This is a genomic window from Planktothrix pseudagardhii, from assembly GCF_904830925.1.
Classification (GTDB): Bacteria; Cyanobacteriota; Cyanobacteriia; order Cyanobacteriales; family Microcoleaceae; genus Planktothrix; species Planktothrix tepida.
Window position 1 is genome coordinate 1,240,661 of the sequence record NZ_LR882967.1, and the last position, 17,855, is coordinate 1,258,515.

The 17,855-nt window shown below is 40.3% G+C and carries 11 protein-coding genes; 1 reads left to right on the top strand and 10 read right to left on the bottom strand.

Going from position 1 to position 17,855, the window contains the following annotated elements; genetic code table 11:
• Positions 1-62 precede the first annotated feature (62 nt).
• The 9 genes from NMK36_RS05390 to NMK36_RS05430 form a co-directional block, all read right to left on the bottom strand.
• On the bottom strand, positions 63-1,175 hold the full coding sequence (locus NMK36_RS05390) for an IS630 family transposase (RefSeq protein WP_254172743.1): 1,113 nt from the start codon (positions 1,173-1,175) through the stop codon (positions 63-65).
• A 186-nt stretch (positions 1,176-1,361) separates the two neighbouring features.
• Entirely contained in the window at positions 1,362-1,880 is a 519-nt protein-coding gene (locus NMK36_RS05395) for a COP23 domain-containing protein (RefSeq protein WP_254173193.1), read from the bottom strand.
• A 148-nt stretch (positions 1,881-2,028) separates the two neighbouring features.
• On the bottom strand, positions 2,029-3,225 hold the full coding sequence (locus NMK36_RS05400; RefSeq protein WP_254173194.1) for a DUF1822 family protein: 1,197 nt from the start codon (positions 3,223-3,225) through the stop codon (positions 2,029-2,031).
• A gap of 5 nt (positions 3,226-3,230) precedes the next feature.
• Positions 3,231-4,580 carry a sigma-70 family RNA polymerase sigma factor gene (locus NMK36_RS05405; protein ID WP_254173195.1) on the bottom strand — a complete coding sequence of 450 codons (1,350 nt, stop codon included), beginning with the start codon at positions 4,578-4,580 and terminating at the stop codon, positions 3,231-3,233.
• A gap of 577 nt (positions 4,581-5,157) precedes the next feature.
• Entirely contained in the window at positions 5,158-5,586 is a 429-nt protein-coding gene (locus NMK36_RS05410; RefSeq protein WP_254173196.1) for a PIN domain-containing protein, read from the bottom strand.
• 16 nt (positions 5,587-5,602) lie between these two features.
• Positions 5,603-5,812 carry a hypothetical protein gene (locus NMK36_RS05415; RefSeq protein WP_254173197.1) on the bottom strand — a complete coding sequence of 70 codons (210 nt, stop codon included), beginning with the start codon at positions 5,810-5,812 and terminating at the stop codon, positions 5,603-5,605.
• A gap of 31 nt (positions 5,813-5,843) precedes the next feature.
• Positions 5,844-11,111 carry a HEAT repeat domain-containing protein gene (locus NMK36_RS05420; RefSeq protein ID WP_254173198.1) on the bottom strand — a complete coding sequence of 1,756 codons (5,268 nt, stop codon included), beginning with the start codon at positions 11,109-11,111 and terminating at the stop codon, positions 5,844-5,846.
• 132 nt (positions 11,112-11,243) lie between these two features.
• Positions 11,244-11,837 (bottom strand): GNAT family N-acetyltransferase, encoded by a 594-nt coding sequence (locus NMK36_RS05425; protein ID WP_254173199.1) that lies wholly within the window; start codon positions 11,835-11,837, stop codon positions 11,244-11,246.
• 232 nt (positions 11,838-12,069) lie between these two features.
• Positions 12,070-15,057 (bottom strand): WD40 repeat domain-containing protein, encoded by a 2,988-nt coding sequence (locus NMK36_RS05430; protein ID WP_367997205.1) that lies wholly within the window; start codon positions 15,055-15,057, stop codon positions 12,070-12,072.
• Between the two features lie 126 nt (positions 15,058-15,183).
• Here NMK36_RS05430 and NMK36_RS05435 point away from each other — a divergent pair, with 126 nt between their 5' ends.
• Positions 15,184-16,395 (top strand): ISAzo13 family transposase, encoded by a 1,212-nt coding sequence (locus tag NMK36_RS05435; protein ID WP_072721577.1) that lies wholly within the window; start codon positions 15,184-15,186, stop codon positions 16,393-16,395.
• Positions 16,396-16,417: 22 nt separating this feature from the next.
• Here NMK36_RS05435 and NMK36_RS05440 read toward each other — a convergent pair whose 3' ends face one another.
• Entirely contained in the window at positions 16,418-17,851 is a 1,434-nt protein-coding gene (locus NMK36_RS05440; protein ID WP_254173201.1) for an nSTAND1 domain-containing NTPase, read from the bottom strand.
• Between the last annotated feature and the right edge of the window lie 4 nt (positions 17,852-17,855).

The following is a 17,855-nucleotide window of genomic DNA, read 5'->3' on the forward strand; positions in this document are numbered from 1 at the left end:
TGCCTATTAAGTAGAGTTTCGGAAGCAGAAAGCTTAACAATTTAGGATAAGCTGTTGTGTATTTAAACTGTGATTATAGCATTACCTTTGTTTTTAAGTTTACGTCCCCATTTAATAGATAACTGTCCTTCATTTAAAAGCTGATGTAATAAACACTCTAGCTCATCAACTGATTTAAAGAGTCGATGAGCTATATATTCTTTAGCTGAATGCCAGACTAATTCAATTAAATTATAATCTGGACTATATGCTGGAAGAAATTCTAAATAGACATTCGGCATTTCTGCTTTAATTTTTTCTAGGTACTCTTCTTTTTTGTGAAAACTTGCATTGTCAAGAATAATCAGGATCTTAGCTCCTTTTTCTACAAATTCTTCTGCTTGATTTCCCGCTAATACCCATTCATAAATTAGCTCTTGATAAAAACTTTTTAACACTTGATAAAAATTATCTGCATTTCCTTTATCCAGAAATTCTACAAATCTTTTTTTATCCGAGTACCTCAATCCTCCCATCACATTAACTCTTCCTTTCCTCCTGTCTCCTCTAATCTGTTTCCTCTTCCCTTTTTTACACCAATTCTTTCTTTTTATCACTCTTAAATTAAATCCACTTTCATCCCAAAACCATACCTGTAATTGTTCTGGACTTTCTTTTGCTATTTTCAAATATTCTTCTATTTTATCTTTAAATAATTTTCTTTTTTCTGGATCTCTTTTCTCTTCTAAGCTATACTTTGCCCACAAATAAACATACTTTTTTTCCTTTAATATCTTTCTCACTTGTGAACTACTTAATTTGATTCCTGTGATTTGTTCTAAATAAGTTGCCAATCTTTCTCCTGTCCATCTCCCAAATTCATATCCTAATTCTTCCGGTTCTTTTTCTACTGTTTCTAATAATATCTCTATATATTTGTCTGTGGCTTTTCTATAATTTCCTTTCATTCTTTCATCTTTTAGGCTTTCTAATTTGTCAGGGTCTCCATGTACACACCAATAACATACTTTGTTTAATGAGCAGCCCAAAAACTTGGCAATTTCACTTTGCTTTTTACCATCATTTAGCAATAATAAAATCAAGATTCTTTCTCGGATTTGTCCATTTTCTTCCTCTTTCAATCTTTTCTGTAGTTTCTCTACTTGCTTTTCATTTAAATGATTTTTAGCAGGCATCTTTTGATTGATTTTTCTAAACTTGGTTTTTCATTATACCCTATTTAGATGCTTAACAGCTTAACAATTTAGGATTATAGCCTTCTAAAATTTCCTAACCCTGCGGACATTGGCTGCACAATCAAGCATAACCAAAAACCCGACACCCTGCTTAACAGGCAAGATGCCTGTTCCACAATTTTCCGATTATTTTTCAGTAGTGTTAGGGGCATTTTGCAGTAAAAAATTCATGTCAATATAAATCTGAGGTTCGCCATCCTCCGATTGTACAACGGGGCCACGAGCGCGATAGGCAATACCTATCAAGCTGTTAATGACTTCTCTAGGATTATCTTCAGGTCTAAGGGTGAAGAGTAAACTACTGCAAGGGCCACCATATTCTCTTGCGGTACAAATCACTTTTTGTCCACTCATCACCCCATGAGTGAGAAAGTTTAGGGTTCCATTGTTATAAGCTTTCTGAAACCGAGACGAAACCTCTTTACATCGGGCTTCTCGACTAATCGTTCCCCAGTCTTTCTGCCAGCGTATCACTGCAACTCGTCGGGCGGTAGAAGTCAGGGCAAAGGTCGTTGGAACCCCATCACGGGACTGACCACAAAAATAGGTCGTATTCTGCGCTGCACCGGGTGGAGCCAAGAAAGGAACTGACCCCAAAACCAAGGTGCAAGCCGTTAGCAACTGAGCAAACAACCGAGTTTTCATAGGAAGATTAATAAGGCTCAGGCATAATGATTTTTACCTTAGTTTATCATAAAGCGAACTGAGGTTGGTAAAGATGCAGTCAAGTTCCCCTATGGTAGTTTTGATCGTCATCCATTCGTCATATTTCACCGGGGAACCTTCAAAGCGTTTAAATGATGAAATTTTCTATGATACTAGCATCGCCTAAAGCGACTTTAACGCTAAACTTCTCCCCAGGCTCTCCTCGAAACTCCAGTTGTATCCAATTGTCTGCTTTGCGTGATCGCGCTTCCAAAAACACACCCCCCGTATCATCTAGCACAATCAGTTCCACATCTGGCGGTAAATAAGGATAACCGCGACCTGGATGCAACTGTAAAAGAATGTTGCGTTTATTGTCTGATTCGTTCGTAAAACGTAATATTAGTGCTACAGGATGACCCGCTAATTGAATACCTAAGTCAATTATTCGTCCGCGACTGATTTCAGGAGTGCGATTTTCAGCATCTCCAGATCTCGATCTAGCCACAGCAAGATTGAGATTAAGTACCTGTACTAACTCATCCAATGATAACCACAATTGATGAAAAATATGTTCACTCAAATTCACCAATTTGTGCATTGTAGATTCTTTTCCTATTCGCCGGTAATAAAGCTGTTCCCTCAAATTATCCGACGCTAAAAACGCCCCCCACTGTACAAAAGGTATTTTTAATCGTGGAGAATAAGATGAAGGTTTACTCAGTTCAGACAAGAACCTTTCTATTTGATTAGTCGATAATTTTGGTAAAGGTTCAATAACTGCTTTCTCCTCCTGACAAAGTTTCAGAGAAACCCACAAAGTATTGAGGTTTTCAAACAAGTCTTCTGAGTCTAGGGAATAAGTGCGATCGCTCGGATCATATCTTCCTTCACTTTTAAGTTTTCGATGAGTCGTAAATCCCCAAACGCGCAACCATTGATCTTCTAAATTAACCTGTACCGCTAAATAATAATCACCCGCCCATTCAGGAATATCCACCCATTCTTGAGGGACACAAATTTCTTCAGTATCCATTGCTTCACTCGGAATAATAACAAGCCGGCTTTTTCCTATATTAATCGCCATACCGTTAATAAATTCCCAAATACTCGGCAAGAATTCCGCAGAAGGAAACACTTGAGGAGATTGATTTTGCTCGGCTTCGTCTTGCAATACAGGTAATAAACTATTCAAACAAAGACGGTTAATATAAGCTCGATAATAAGCAGCATCATAAGAATAATCTTCTGCTGAGGGCAATGCTTGTGCTTGTTCTTCTGGCGTGAATTCCAACACCAGTTGATCGGGATAAGCTTGATTGAGTTGTTCAAGTGTAAAAGTCATCTTTATTATCTCCGTTCTAGTTCTAAAATGCCATAAGGCGCTGTTTGTAACCAAGTTTCCACAAGTTCAGCCAAAGGTTGTGTTGTGTCAGGGGAACTCAGATTAAAATTGAGGGTTTGTTTAAAGAATTTTTGCAACTGTACCTGTAAAACTTGTTTGATTCCGATTAGTTTCTCTTCAAGCTGGGTTTCTGTAAGTTGGAATTCTTTGATAACAGCGATATTTTTGTTCTCGCTATAGTAACAACTCAACAGAGAAATTTCTGTGTACAGTGTGGGATGCAGCCACAGGGTTGTGTACAAAAATCGGTGTAAAATTGTTGTCTGGCAATACCAATTTAGCCATGAATCTAAATGTTGAGAAAGAGCATCAATCTTCTCCACATCCAGGGTTATTCCCCCTTGATTTTCACTCCATTTTGCCAACACTTCTAATAGAGGGCGTTTATGGCGCGAGAGTTGTCGCGAGACTTTGTATTGCTTGATGCCAAAGGCTCTACCAATTTCTGTTTGATTCAGTCCGATTAATCCATGCTCTAAAATTAACATCTGACGGGCAGTCGGTGGAAGGGATGCGATCGCATGGGATAAGACTCTTGTAATCTGTTCCCATTGCTCAGAATCAGTCTCTTGTTGCCTCTGTTGCACTTCAGAGTAATCAGTCACCTCACATTCTAACGCTCGGTTATCGGCATCGAGGGATTGTAACTCAATGGTGTGCTTTTTCCGTACTACCTTGATGCAAATTTCCAGCATTTCTTGGATTTTGATTGCATTCACCGCAGAGGCGGGCGATCGCTGTTGATTATAATAATCAGCAATTGCCGTTAATTGTGCATCCGTTGGTGCAGGTAAAGGTTGATTGCGTCGGATAGCAGGAGGCTTGTAAACTTCCTGAAATCCTTGCCAAGCTAACAAATAATCAGCCTGTTGCGCTTCTCCAATACCCGCCATTTGCAAGGCAGTTTTTAAAGCTTTTTTCGACGACTTTCGCAGAAGTCCCCAATCAGATGCTCTCTGGGTTTCTTGCCCTTTGCGAATAACATCCAGAATAGCACCCCTGAGTTTTGTTTGGGCGTAGACACGGGGCAAACTTAGCTCGGCTTTATAATTATTGAAGATTCGCACAGGGTTGCTAGCGACTTGTCTAGCAATTTGCCAATAATCGGACTCCGTAAAATCTGGGCTAGAAAACTCACGATAAGTCACTTTGGCAGCGTACCAGCAGGTTTCTTCCAAGTAAGCACACAAGTGCCGCGCTGCAAGAGAGTCTGTACCGTTTTTAGCGATATCTAGCCAGTATTGCACCCAGAATTTTTCGTCTTGTTCTGGATACTGCTGTATTAATGCTTTCATGTTCTTTTCCAGGGCTGGGTCAGTAACCCAGCGAGGGGAAGGATGAACCTGATAGAAGCTGGAGCACTTTTGAAGATTTGTATAACGTTTTTTCATGGGGGCTGTTACTCCGCAAATCTTTTCAGCCGATATAGCAGGTGTCGGGTGTCAGGAATCAGGGATCTGGTAGCACTTAATACATCTAGATCACAGTGCTCCAAAATGTCCTAATCTGAACTTCGAGTGCTATATCATCTTTTCGTAAACTTGGGTCGGTTTTATGCAACGTTTAAGCAGCACCGAGTTGTTTGCGGTTAGACAGTGCTTGTTCCAATGGTTTCAGGAAAATTATTGAAATACTGTGCAATTGGGTTGAGTGCTGTCGCCATGAAAACCTCGTCTGTTGTTGTTTGCTACAGGTTTGTCGTGGCGGGTGGGGGAGTTTATGCAGTTTGTTGGAAAAGTTTTATAAATTTGTGAGGGAATTTGGTATGGTGGGGTGTTAAGAATGGTTTTAGGGTTGCCACTTGGCGATCGCCTTTTTCCTAATACTTCTGGTTTCAAGGAGCAGGTGAAAAGTAGGAGATGAGGGTTACACTTATGATTTAAACGGATTAATAATCGTGAGTTTTTGAGAAACAATTAACCCATCTTGCATATCTTCAGAATAGAGAGTTTCTGCGCTACCCGCTAAGGCACTAGCAACAATCAAACTATCCCAAAAGGAGAGATTATATTGAGTGCGTAAATCAGAAGCAGATTCCAGAATATTTAAGTCAAATCCTACAACTTGACAACGATTATAGAGAGATTGAATCACAGCTTTAATTTGGTTTTCATCAATTTTAGCTTTTTTGATTAAATTGGCTGAAATTTCATTAATTACCTGGGTACTGATAATTAGATTTGATTGGTTTGTAATCGAAATAGCGATATTTCGCTTTCTTTCTCTTTCTTTTGCTGCTATAGATTGATCGTCAAACAAGCGATAGAGCCAGATATTAGTATCAATAAAGCTAAGTGTCATCAGACCTCATCCACGATTAACGTTCATAAATATCTTCGCGAGTGAGAAAACCATTAACTTTAATCGGCTTTTCTGTTAAAGTATCAATGATATCTAGGTTTTTTATGTTGACTTGAGAACTGGCTAAATTATCGAGTAGGTTTTTAGCTTTAAATGCCTCAATAATAGCTTGTATTTGGGTAATTTGTTCGGGTTTTAACCCACTGATATTAATAGTTTTAATCATAGTTTATGTGGATTGATAGGATGGGATAATTTTAACACAATTCCTCCAACCAACTTTGAATCGCCCCTAACAAATTATCCTGACTGGGAGGAAAACCCCGTAAAGGTGCTTCCAGGGCTTCATCGGTTATCCAGAGAATGTGTAAACCCAGGTTAGTATCGGCAATTTTGCGACAGCAGTTGAGGAGTGGGAGATGAGGTTTACAGTTATGGAGAATTAGGGCGAGGTGGCGTTTTTGCAGTTGTTTTTTTACGGTGAGAATCTGTTGTTTGAGTTGGGCAAAGTTGCTGACAGTGGGGATGTCTGTATCGGGGAGGGCTAAGGCGTAAATTAGGGTGCAAAGTTCTTGATAAATAGCACTTGTGTCTGTTTCATCGGCTAAAGATTGAATGTTAATAGGTAGGGGGTAAGTTTGGGCAGTAGGTTGGAGTTGGGAGAGAATATTATTAATTTGGGTTTCTAAAGATTGAGTTAAAACCGTGTTGCCAACGAAAATGTTATTGGGTGCTTCTGGATGAGTGCTTGTCAGTTGATGATGCCATGCCGTATAAAATTCTGGATAGGTGAGGTTTTGGGCGCATTGCCAAATAAGTTTGTAAGATTTTTTATAAAGGTCGAAGTTGGTTTTGTAAATTTCGTCATTTAAGTTATATTTAAGATTATAAACTTCCTGAAAATATTGATGTTTACTAGCAATTATTTTTTCTAAAATATTTGTACATTTGTCACGAGTATTTTTGTTGAAAGTTTGAGTTAGTAGCTGTATTAAAAATTTAGTAGTCTCCTGATTTCCCTCTGCTATTTTGCCTAAACTGTCAAAAGCTATACTACGGGTTAAATCATTTGAAGTTTGATCTATAAGTTGAATTAAGCAGTTAATGCTCTCCTGATGATTAGGAGCTATTTCGCCTAAAAAACGGACGATTTTCCAACGATCATTTGGTAGAGTTTCATTGAGTAGCCCAATTAAACAGTTGATTGCCTTTTGATTCCCTACGCCTATTTTACTTAAACTCTCAGCCATATAACAACGCTCGTAATAATCTGAGGTTTCATTGAGTAGCCCAATTAAACAGTTGATTGCTTTTTGATTCCCTACCCCTATTTTACTTAAACTCTCAGCCATATAACGATAATTTTTTTTGTTTTGAGTTTCATCTATCACTTGAATCAAACGATTTATTACTTCGATATTTCCTAGAGTTGCTATATTACCCAGATTTTTGGCAATCTCTGTCCGGCTACTTTCATCAAAAGTTTCATCTAGTAATTGAATTAAGCGGGCGATTGCAGGCTCATTTCCCTCTGCTATTTTACCTAAAATATAAGCAATACATAAACGCATATTTTGCTCTTTATTTTCATCGATTAACTGAATTAAGCAATTTATAGCTTCCTTATTTCCTATAGCTATTTCACCTAAAATCCAGCCAACTGAGTAATAAAAATCATTATCATAAATTTCAAAAAATATTTGAATTAAACGATTAATTGCTTCTTGATTTTCTACAGCTATCTCGCCTAAACAAATGCCAATATTAACTTGTTTTTCACGCTCTGAAGTTTTAAGAAGAAGTTCAATCAAACAGTTAGTTACTGTTTTATTTCCTACTGCTATTTCACTCAAACTAGACGTAACTCTACTAAAAATCTCTTCATCTTTTGCTTCAAATAGCAATCGGAGTAAGCAGTTTATTGCTTTTTTATTTCCTACTACTATTTCACCCAAACTATTCACAAAATCAACAAATAAATTTGGTGCTAAAATAGCATTCATGTGTTGGATTAAATCGTCGAGTACACCCAGATTTTCCACTCCTATTTGATTTAAACTCTCCGCAACTTCCCTACGAGTCCATTCATCGGAAGTTTCATCTAACAGTTGAATTAAACGAGCAATGGCTCCTTGATTTCCTATAGCTATTTGGCCTAAGCTACTAGCAACTTCCCTACGAGTCCATTCATCGGAAGTTTCATCTAACAGTTGAATTAAACGAGCAATGGCTCCTTGATTTCCTATAGCTATTTGGCCTAAGCTACTAGCAACTGTCCCACGAGTCCGTTCATCGGAAGTTTCATCTAACAGTTGGATTAAACGAGCAATGGCTCCTTGATTTCCTATAGCTATTTCGCTTAAGCTACTAGCAACTGTCCCACGAGTCCGTTCATCGGAAGTTTCATCTAACAGTTGAATTAAACGAGTAGTGGCTGCTTGATTTCCTATAGCTATTTGGCTAAAAATTTCAACAATCCACCTCCAAGTATCTTCAGATGAAGTTCCATCTAATAGTTTGATAAAGTAGTTAATGGTTCTTTCCTGATCCATTTGCAGCAATACTGCTCTTGCATCTTCTCGAATTGGTTGTAAAAAATATACCCATCGGATATTCTCGTAATCAAGAATATCTAAGCCTTTTTTGACGGTTTGACTAACGAAACCATTAACTGCATCAATAAAATCAACTCCTGTTTTAACTACTTTATCGACAACATTAGCATCGAAAAAAATAGAACCTAAATCAACCATGAAATAAGGAATTTTATCTACGATTTTTTTTTCAAGTAAAGGGATTTTATCTACAATATTTTTTCGAGGTAACTGATTTACTGCTTCTACTTCTATTTCTAACTCCTGATTTATGCTTCCATCATTAGTATAAAAGCAACCAAAGGTCAACTGTATAATTTTTTCTAAAATTGTATCTTTATTGTGGCAATCTTTAAACTCAGAAATCGATAATGCTGCCAGAAAATAGGCTTGATTGTGATAAAATTTATGGCAGCTATCATCAAAATTGACCAACTTTTCAATAAATGTCTCTTTCTTCTGCTTCTGCACATTCTCCCGCCCAAACCACAGCAAAATCACCTCTTTCCACTGCTTCTCAAAAATCCGATAAGTCCCTAAACTGGGATTATTGGGTACATGATGCAAAAAATAACTCCAATTATCCACCGCCAACGCCGCAAAATACTCCTGAAACGTCGGATGATAAAACGCATACACCCGTTCATCGGGATTTTCCACCGCTACGCCTACCAAATTCAACCAACCCAACTGCAACGCCAACTGACACAACGGCTCATCCGCTTCTCCCAAAACCTCCGTTACCAAACTTTCCCTTAACCGAAACCGAGACTCTGATTGCTCCATCCCCCGCAGCGCCAACCTGCCCAACGCCGCATTTAACTCCCGTCGCTGCTGGAAAGTCGTGGGAAATGCCTCCTGCTTCCACTCATACAGTGCCTCGGCAAACTGCCTATACAACCCTGCTTTAGTTTCCGGTAAACCCCCCTGACGAATTTGCCAAGCCCGACACAACAGCGCCAACCGCAGGGGATTTCGCACTGTATCCCGAATCCGCTCTTTTCCTGATTGGGCTAATTCTGCCAGCAACCGCTCCCCTAACTCTGGGTGACGCGCAAACCAGCACTGAATAAATTGCCCCACCCCCTCCGGGTAGTCAAAATCGAGATTGCGATAAACATCAAACCCTTCCAGGGCATTTTTCCCCGCATCCCAGACATTCTGGCGACAAGTTACCACCACTCGCGCTGAAGCAACCCACCCACTAATCTGATTTGCCACTGTTACCAGGGGGTTGCCATCCGCCGCCATTTCATCCAACCCATCCAGCAACAGCCACACTCGCCCACTCTTAAAGAGCGATTCCAGCGCGTCTTCCATTTCTGGCGTTACCCGCACCGCCCCCAGAACATCCTTAAGCCACTTTTGCAACAGGTATTCCTCAACAGTTCGCCCCTGCAAATCTGCCAAAGACACCCAAATTGCTACATCCTGCTCTGTCTCTGCGGCTACCCATTGGGCTATTTTCTGCAACAGCGTGGTTTTCCCCGCGCCTGGTTCCCCCGTCACCGCTAACCTGCGCCCTTGACTTTTCGGACTTTGCCCCTGTTTCAGCACTTGCGCGAAAAACTCATCATTTTTATAAGTGCGGGTGACTTCTTCTGGCTGATAAAATTGCGAACCTTCCTCTGGCGAAACCTCCCCAGGACGTTTTTCTTTTTTTACCTTTTCCACCAATCCCAGGGGCACATAAATATCATCAAAAGTAAACTCTACCCCGTCGCCAGTAGTGAGAGGATTAGTGGTGAGTCGTTGTCTTTCTGTTAATGCGTTTTGACAGACTTCGCGCCAATTAATCACGGCTTCAATTCCCCGCAGCCCTTGCCAAGTGACGGGATTTTCTGCGGGATTTTGACAAATAACAGGCAACCAAGATGCACAAGGAAAATAGTTCTCTAATCCGTGTAACTGTTCTCGCGCTTCTCGGACAGAAATATATAAAGATTGACCGCTAGAAAACGAACTCAAAAAATATTTCAAAAAATCTTTAGCCACTATATCGGGTACTGGTTCCCGCATGACGATAATTTGAGGAATGTGTAATTCCGCTAATTTTTTAGCAATTCCTAAACCATCACAGGAATTGAAAATTGCTAACTGCAACCCTCGTTCAATCGCCTTTTGTAGAGCAAGGTTTAAATCGGGAATCCTTAAGCTTTCATTAGGATTAATATATATTTCCCCGGTAGTTGCATCGGGTTGACTGCTACTATGTCCGGCAAAAAATAAGATATCCCATCCGTTTTCATCCCAAAGTGTTTCGTTAAATTCTTGTCGGTTTGGCTCCACCAGAAACACGGTTTCAGCATCGGGTAAACTCTCCAAAAACTGCCTGTCTGCCTCAATGTCAATGGGGATACCTGTCTGCGGGTGAGAGCGATCGCCTAAAATAGCTAATATCCTCACCTTCGCTTTGGGTTGCACCGACTTCTTCACCCGCTCAGATGTAGGTAAGGAAACCGCCACCTCTGCCAAACGGTAACTTGCAAAAAAATCCCACAAATACCAAGGTAGTCGCCGTAACCGGTGATTTTCCGTCTGAATAATCACCCGCACGGTGTCATCTGTCTTTAATTTTTCGAGTAACTTATCTTTAATCGGGCGAAATGTATCGGAATTGAGCCATTGATTTAGGTTGTTAATTAAATCTTCAGCTTTTTCATTGACATCAGCAACAGAATATGATGTCCTTTGTTGTGTAGTTGGCTTTTTTCCCAGCGATGGCCGTTCTGCTTTAGGCTGGTTGAGAAAGTTGCGATACTCCGACTGCCAAGTCGTATACAGAAAGTCGATTTCGGGATTCGGGGGTAAGTTACCATCAAGGGAAGTGTGGAAGCTTGCGCCGTCTTCCCCAATGTACAACGTTACCGGAAACCCTTGCTCAAAGCTGCCTGACCCGATTTTGATAACGACTAGCTTCCCCATAGCCATAGCCTTGTAAAGTTAATGTGTGAGCGGGGCGATCGCAATTCTTTGACTAACTTAAATAAGCAAAATTTTGCGCTTTCACTTGTAATTATTATGTTAGCATCAGAGCGCAACAGGCAATAGGATTGCTGTAAACTAATGTAACATTTGCTGGGTTAAATATTGCGATCGCTCAATAATGTAATAAGCTAAAGTCCCCTGTAAATAGTGAAATTCATCTGTTAGTAACCGCATCTTCAATTTCTCTGATAGAATTTTCCGAGAAGCCAAATTTTCCACCATTGCAAAGGCAGCAATCGTTTCAAATTTTAGGATATTAAAGCCATAGTCTAAGTTAGCTAAAGCTAACTCTGTTGCTAAACCTTGACCCCAGTAGGGTTTGTCTAAAATATAACCGAATTGGGGATAGGGAGAGCGTTCATTAAAATAGAGTCCACTACGACCAATCAACACATCCAATTCTTTGTGAATAATCGCAAAATGACCAAATTTATGTTGTTGCCAGTGGTCAAGATAACTTTTTAGTTCTGCCTCTGTTTCCCCTAAGTTTCTTTTCGTTTTATTGACAACAAAACGCATGACTTCGGAATTGCTATACACTCGATGAAGATCCATCAAATCTGCACCAATAAAAGGCCGGAGAAATAGCCGTTCTGTTTCCCAAGTGTTAGGCTGGTATTGATGCAGAGGTAAAGTGGCGTTCAATCCACTTATAGGGTTAGTTTCCATAGCTTTTGTACCGACTTAACTAACCTTTAATCGCGAAGATTGGGAATGATTATGCAGTTGGAAAAGCTTTGTTGAGAATAATTGTTAATATTAATATTGATATTGATAGGATAATTGAGGGATAGGAAAAGCAATAATGGCTATTTCTGAGTCAGAATAGCCTGATATTGGCGATCACATTTTGGGTGCGGGTGATAAATGTGCGATCGCTTTCTACTAATTAATATCAATATTATGGAGTTAATGACTGAGGAGATCGACAAACTTGAAGATCCTTAGCTGCTTCTGGATGAATGGCAAAATAATCTTTTAACCAATCACAACCTCTGGAGAGTAAATCATTTAAGCTTTGAGAAACCCGCCATAGCCGTATTTTATCTTCCTCCACAGTAGCAACATACTTTCCATCAGGGCTAAAAAGGCTAAATTTGCTTTTCCACTCAGCTAAGGGACGACCTGACAGATCTAAAATTCTGGCTGTACCATCTAATCCCATTGTCTGAATTCGTTTCCCGTCTGGAGCGAAAACTGCAAAAGAACTATTATTATTTTTAAATTGAGCTAGTCGTTCTCCTGATAAAGTCCTGACCTCAATACTATGCTCTTTGCCTAAAAGTAACTTATGTCCATCTGGGCTAAAACTTAGATATCTCGTAGAAGCATCTTTCTCTTTCCATTGCTCTAGTTTTTCACCTAATGAACTCCAGATAAGAACTGTTCCATCATGCTCTAGAGTAGCAATTTGCTTTCCATCTGGACTCAAAGCCAAAAAATCCAGACTATTTTTGTTGATTTTTAATTGTGCTAATTGTTTTCCTGACCAATCCCAAATTTTAATTAAGGAGCCATTATCGTCTGTTGTAATTAGGTAATCCTGCAAGTTGCTAGTTTTCCTAATAATGATATTAGTACCTGGCAGTTCAGCTATGAGTTTTCCCGATAAGTTTTTAAGCAGAATTTGTGAACCTTTTGAAGGGACATTAACTTGAATCGCGAACTGTTTTCCATCTGGACTAAATATAAAATCTGATAAACTACCCTGCTCTTCAAATTCAAGCAATCGCTGTCCTAACAAACTCCAAATTTGGATTTTTTTTGGTTGTAAAGATTTTATGATACTTTTTTCTGCAATAATTTGCTCCACAACAGTTACAAAATGTTCTTTATCAGGACTAAAAAATAAGCCAGCAATTTTATGTTTAGAAGTTTTAATTTCAGTCATTTTATGACCATAAATATTCCAAATACTGACTAAATTATCTTGTTCTTTTACAGCTATTCTTTGGCTATCGGGGCTAAAAATTACATCGTGAGTAGGATTAATAGGTTGACGCTTGATATCAGCAATTTGCTGTCCTGTCAGCTTCCAAAGGCGAGGTAAATCAAACCATCCTGCTGTAGCCAAATATTGTCCATTTGGACTTAGACTAATACTTGTAATTTTATCGATTGTCTTGATAATTGGATCAAATTGTTGTGTTTGAATATCCCATCGTTGAACACCTCTATCTCCAGCTAGAATAAGATACTGACTATTCGGACTAAACTGAGCACTGTGTATATTACCGTAAGGATATTTAACTTCGGCTACTTTTTTCCCAGAAAGATTCCAAATTCTTGCTGAATCAGTTTCTCCTGTTGTCACCAGGTATTTTCCATCGGGGCTAAAGTCAAGACGATAGTCGTTTTGATTCAAACTTTCCCATTGAGCAATCTGTTTGCCAGATAGTTTCCATAGTGTAATAATTCCGTTGTTAATAGTTGCTAACATTTCCCCTTTCGGACTAAACCTTAGTCTTAACATTTCCCCTTCACGGCTAAATGTTATCCGGTCAATCCCATTTTTAGCAGTTTGCCATTGATGAAGCAGCTTACCAGATAGGTTCCAAAGACGAACTCTGCCATCATATCCTCCTGTAACAATCAACTTACCATCAGGACTAAAACTAACCCGATTAGGGCCACAGCCGAAATCATCTGCTCCGTATAAATCTCCGTATAGATCACAGTCTTTTATCTTTTGACCCACTTTCCACCTAGCTAACTGCTTACCGGATAAGTCTCGAATTTCAACAGAATCATTACCTTCGGTGATAGTCAGCAGTTTTCCGTTAGGACTAAAGCTGAAGTTGCCAGAGATTGAAGACAATGCAGTTAAATGCTTACCAGAAAGATCACGAATCTGAATCCAGAGATTTGGTAGACTCATGGCGAGTCGCTGTCCATCAGGAAAAAAACCAATCCAATCGACTTGCATACTCGTACTCGGCGGCCAAAGGAAATGTGGTTCGAGTTTAAGTTTAGGCATCAAGTTATCAAAGCGATTCTTTTCACGAATATTGTCAAGAATTTGCTGTAAAACAAAAATAGTGTTAGTTGTTGGATAATCTTCTAGAGAGCGATCATCTTTGACTAAAGCTTGCAAATTTTGTCCAGTTTGCATAGCAGAAATCAAAGCATCAATTTCCCCAGTTTTTGATTCAAACTGCTGTAAAGCTGCTACTGCCTCTTGTTCTAATCTTGCAGTTTCTTGACCTTGTTTCAGCTGACGTAAAGCCTGACCTGCTATCACGGTAGCAATAGTTGCCCCCACTAAAGAAACTGCCAAAATCGCAGAACCAATTCCAATTCTCCGTTTCGCCTTTTGATAAGCTTTATCTAATATCTTCTGCGCCTGTTCAGTTGCCTCTTTTTCCGCCTGTTCCCTATCGCGCAACTCCAAACTCAACCGAATAAACTCTCGCTCACCTCCACTCAACTCACCCCCGCGTTCTTGCAACCAACCTTCCGCCTCAGCTAAAGGAACCCGTTGCAACAGCGCCCCATCAACGCGGTGATTTTCCTCCCATTGGCGCAAACTCACCCGCAGTCGTTCTTGCCAAGTGCGAAAACGGCGGTTGGCGTGAATCCACTCTTGCAATCGTCCCCATCCGCTAATCAGCGCCTCATGCACGATTTCCACCGTTTCCGAACCTGTCGCCTCCTTGCCGCTACTCACCACCAGTCGCTCAGATGCCAACCGCGTCACCAAATCCCAGTTCTCTTCCCCCACCTCGGCGCGACTTGCCACCCGGCGCGTGTCCCAAGTTCCTTCCCCCGGATGTACCAACTGGATGAAAATACGCCGCATCCGTTCCTGTTCTTCTGGAAACTGGGCAAACACCGCCTCCGCATGGTTCGCCAGCGCCTTTTCCACCCCACCGATGTCATCGTAAGGAATGAAAAAGTAATAACTTGATGGGCTTCAGGTATAATGAAGTATAGGCACTGATGGCAGATTTTACAAAAATTGAGAGAACCGGGCAACGGATTTTTCGATTAAACTACACAACTTAACTTAAAACCTATGTTTTATTCTAGTTCAATTGAGGAAGAAATGAAAAAGTTTTATAACTCTTTATCAGAAAAGGATAAAAGAAGATATGCAGCGATAGAGGCTCAAAAACTGGGATGGGGAGGAATTAGTTATATCATCAAACTGTTGGGTTGTACTCGAAACACAATCGTCCGAGGAATAAAAGAGTTAAAAGAACTGGATGAACAGACTATTAATGATGTAAGAATTAGAAAAAAAGGAGGAGGAAGAAAAAGTATTTTTTCCACCCAAATTGGAATAGATGAAGCCTTTTTAGAAGTGTTAAAGTCCCGCACAGCCGGAGATCCTATGAACGAGTCAATTAAATGGACTAATTTAACCCACAAAGAAATTGCTTTGGGACTTAAGGAAGCCGGATTTAATATCAGTCCTCCCACCGTAAAGAAACTCTTAAAAAAGCATGGGTATGTCAAGCGAAAAGCACAAAAAAAGCAAACTACAGGAATTAATAAAGACCGAAATGCTCAATTTGAAAATATTGCTAGACTCGATACCCTGTATAGAGAAGCCGGTAATCCTATTATTAGTTTTGACACTAAAAAGAAAGAAGTTTTAGGGAATTTATATCGTCCAGGTACTCTGTATACAACTGAGCCTGTTACTACTTGGGATCATGATTTTTGGAGCTTAGGTCATGGAAAAGTCATTCCCCATGGCATTTACGATACTCAAAAAAACCGAGGATATGTAACATTAGGTAACAGTAAAGATACCAGTGAATTTGCTTGTAATGCTCTTAAACATTGGTGGAATCATTATGGAAAAGCTCTCTATCCTCATGCCAATTCGATTTTAGCTAAGTGTGATGGGGGTGGCAGTAATAATGCTAATCATTATATTTTTAAACAAGATTTACAAAAGTTAGTGGATGAAATTGGAATTGAGATCAGAATTGCTCATTACCCTCCCTATACATCTAAATATAATCCCATTGAACATCGACTTTTTCCTCATCTAACTCGAGCTTGTCAAGGAGTGATTTTTACCAGTCTTGGTTTGGTCAAAACTCTCATGGAAAAAACTCGTACTAATACAGGGCTATCTGTCGTTGTTAATGTCGTTGATCAGGTCTATCAAACGGGTCGGAAGGTAACTGATCATTTCAAAAAAACTCTGAAAATTGTTTTTGATGAATATTTACCCAAATGGAACTATCGAGCCGTACCTCAACTCACTCATTAATCCATTTATTGATTTTTCATTCCTAAGCAGCGTGAGTCAGTGTCGCCTCACTCATTTTCGACCATAGCTGAGTCAGGGCAAACTCCAACAACGGCAGATTCCCTGGTTGTTTTTCCACCGCATCTAAAAGGCGTTTTGTCAACCCCTCCTCGATCGCCACATCCAGTTTTTCTGCCGGACGTGCGATCGCTTCTTCCAACTCCAGGCACTTCATAGGGCCAAGTTTCAAATCCTGATGCTGCAAGGCATCGGCAAAAGGACGGTAAGACAACGCCTGTCCCAAAAAATCCGCCCGCAGCGTCAGCACCAGCTTAAAATTAGCGATCGCCCCCACTACTTCCAACAAGCGATCAAGAAAACACAGACGTTCCTCCTCATCCTGACAAACCGTGTACAATTCCTCAAACTGATCCACCACCAGCAGCAAATCACAGTTGGGGATATCCCACAAAATCCCCTCCAGCGCATCCCGCAACGCACCGTTTCTATCCCGCAAATATGCCGCCAAGTCTTGCACTTTCTGCCGCTGTTGGGTTGTGTGCAAATTGGGTTCTTGCACAGATGCGATCGCAAAAGCTAACGCTGTAAAAGGGCGATCGCCCGGACGCAACCGCACCACCTGCCAGTTTCCTTCTCGCCGCAACTGGGGAATCAAACCCGCAAACACCACCGAAGACTTACCAATCCCAGATGGCCCAACTACCGCCACCAGAGATTGATTCGTCACAGCTTCCACCAACTTAGCGGTAAAATCAAACCGACCAAAGAAAAACGGCGCATCCTCTTCTCCGAACGCAAACAAACCGCGATAGGGGCAGATATCCGTAGGTCGTCGCCCCAAATTCTCCCACTTCGGCGGAACAGCAGTAGAATTCTGACAAATTACAGGCAACAAACTCGCACAGGGAAAGCTATTTTCTAAACCTTGCAATCGTTCCCTTGCTTCTCGCACCGCCTGATAGAGAGAATAGGAATAACTAACAGCTTGATTCTTACCAGCAAAAGCAGTCAGAAAATACTTTAAAAATTCCTGCGCCACCAAATCCGGCACTGGTTCGCGCATCACAATAGTTTGCGGAATGTGCAATTCCTCTAGCTGCCATGCCAACCCCAACCCATCGCAAGAATTGAAAATCGCCAATTGCAATCCACGTTGAATGGCTTTTTTTAGACCATATTTTAACTCATTAATCGTTAAACTTTCCGTTTGATTGATATAAATTCGACCCGTTTCTGCCTCAGTTTTACTGTGACCTGCAAAGAACAGAATATCCCAAGATTGTTCCCACAACTGGTCGCTAATTTCCTTGCGTCCAGGTTCGACTAAAAAAGTAATTTCAGCATCGGGTAATTGTTCTAATAATTCCCGGTCTTTGTGAGTATCAATTCCCTGACTATTTCCCAGAATAGCCAGAATTCTCACTTTATCTTTATAAGTCGGAGTCTTAACTGCCACTGAC

Bases quoted from the DNA above. Each gene is read 5' to 3' on its own strand.
- NMK36_RS05400 (WP_254173194.1), bottom strand. From the start codon at position 3,225: ATGACTTTTACACTTGAACAACTCAATCAAGCTTATCCCGATCAACTG.
- NMK36_RS05420 (WP_254173198.1), bottom strand. From the start codon at position 11,111: ATGGCTATGGGGAAGCTAGTCGTTATCAAAATCGGGTCAGGCAGCTTT.
- NMK36_RS05425 (WP_254173199.1), bottom strand. From the start codon at position 11,837: ATGGAAACTAACCCTATAAGTGGATTGAACGCCACTTTACCTCTGCAT.
- NMK36_RS05435 (WP_072721577.1), top strand. From the start codon at position 15,184: ATGTTTTATTCTAGTTCAATTGAGGAAGAAATGAAAAAGTTTTATAAC.
- NMK36_RS05405 (WP_254173195.1), bottom strand. From the start codon at position 4,580: ATGAAAGCATTAATACAGCAGTATCCAGAACAAGACGAAAAATTCTGG.
- NMK36_RS05415 (WP_254173197.1), bottom strand. From the start codon at position 5,812: ATGATTAAAACTATTAATATCAGTGGGTTAAAACCCGAACAAATTACC.
- NMK36_RS05390 (WP_254172743.1), bottom strand. From the start codon at position 1,175: ATGCCTGCTAAAAATCATTTAAATGAAAAGCAAGTAGAGAAACTACAG.
- NMK36_RS05395 (WP_254173193.1), bottom strand. From the start codon at position 1,880: ATGAAAACTCGGTTGTTTGCTCAGTTGCTAACGGCTTGCACCTTGGTT.
- NMK36_RS05410 (WP_254173196.1), bottom strand. From the start codon at position 5,586: ATGACACTTAGCTTTATTGATACTAATATCTGGCTCTATCGCTTGTTT.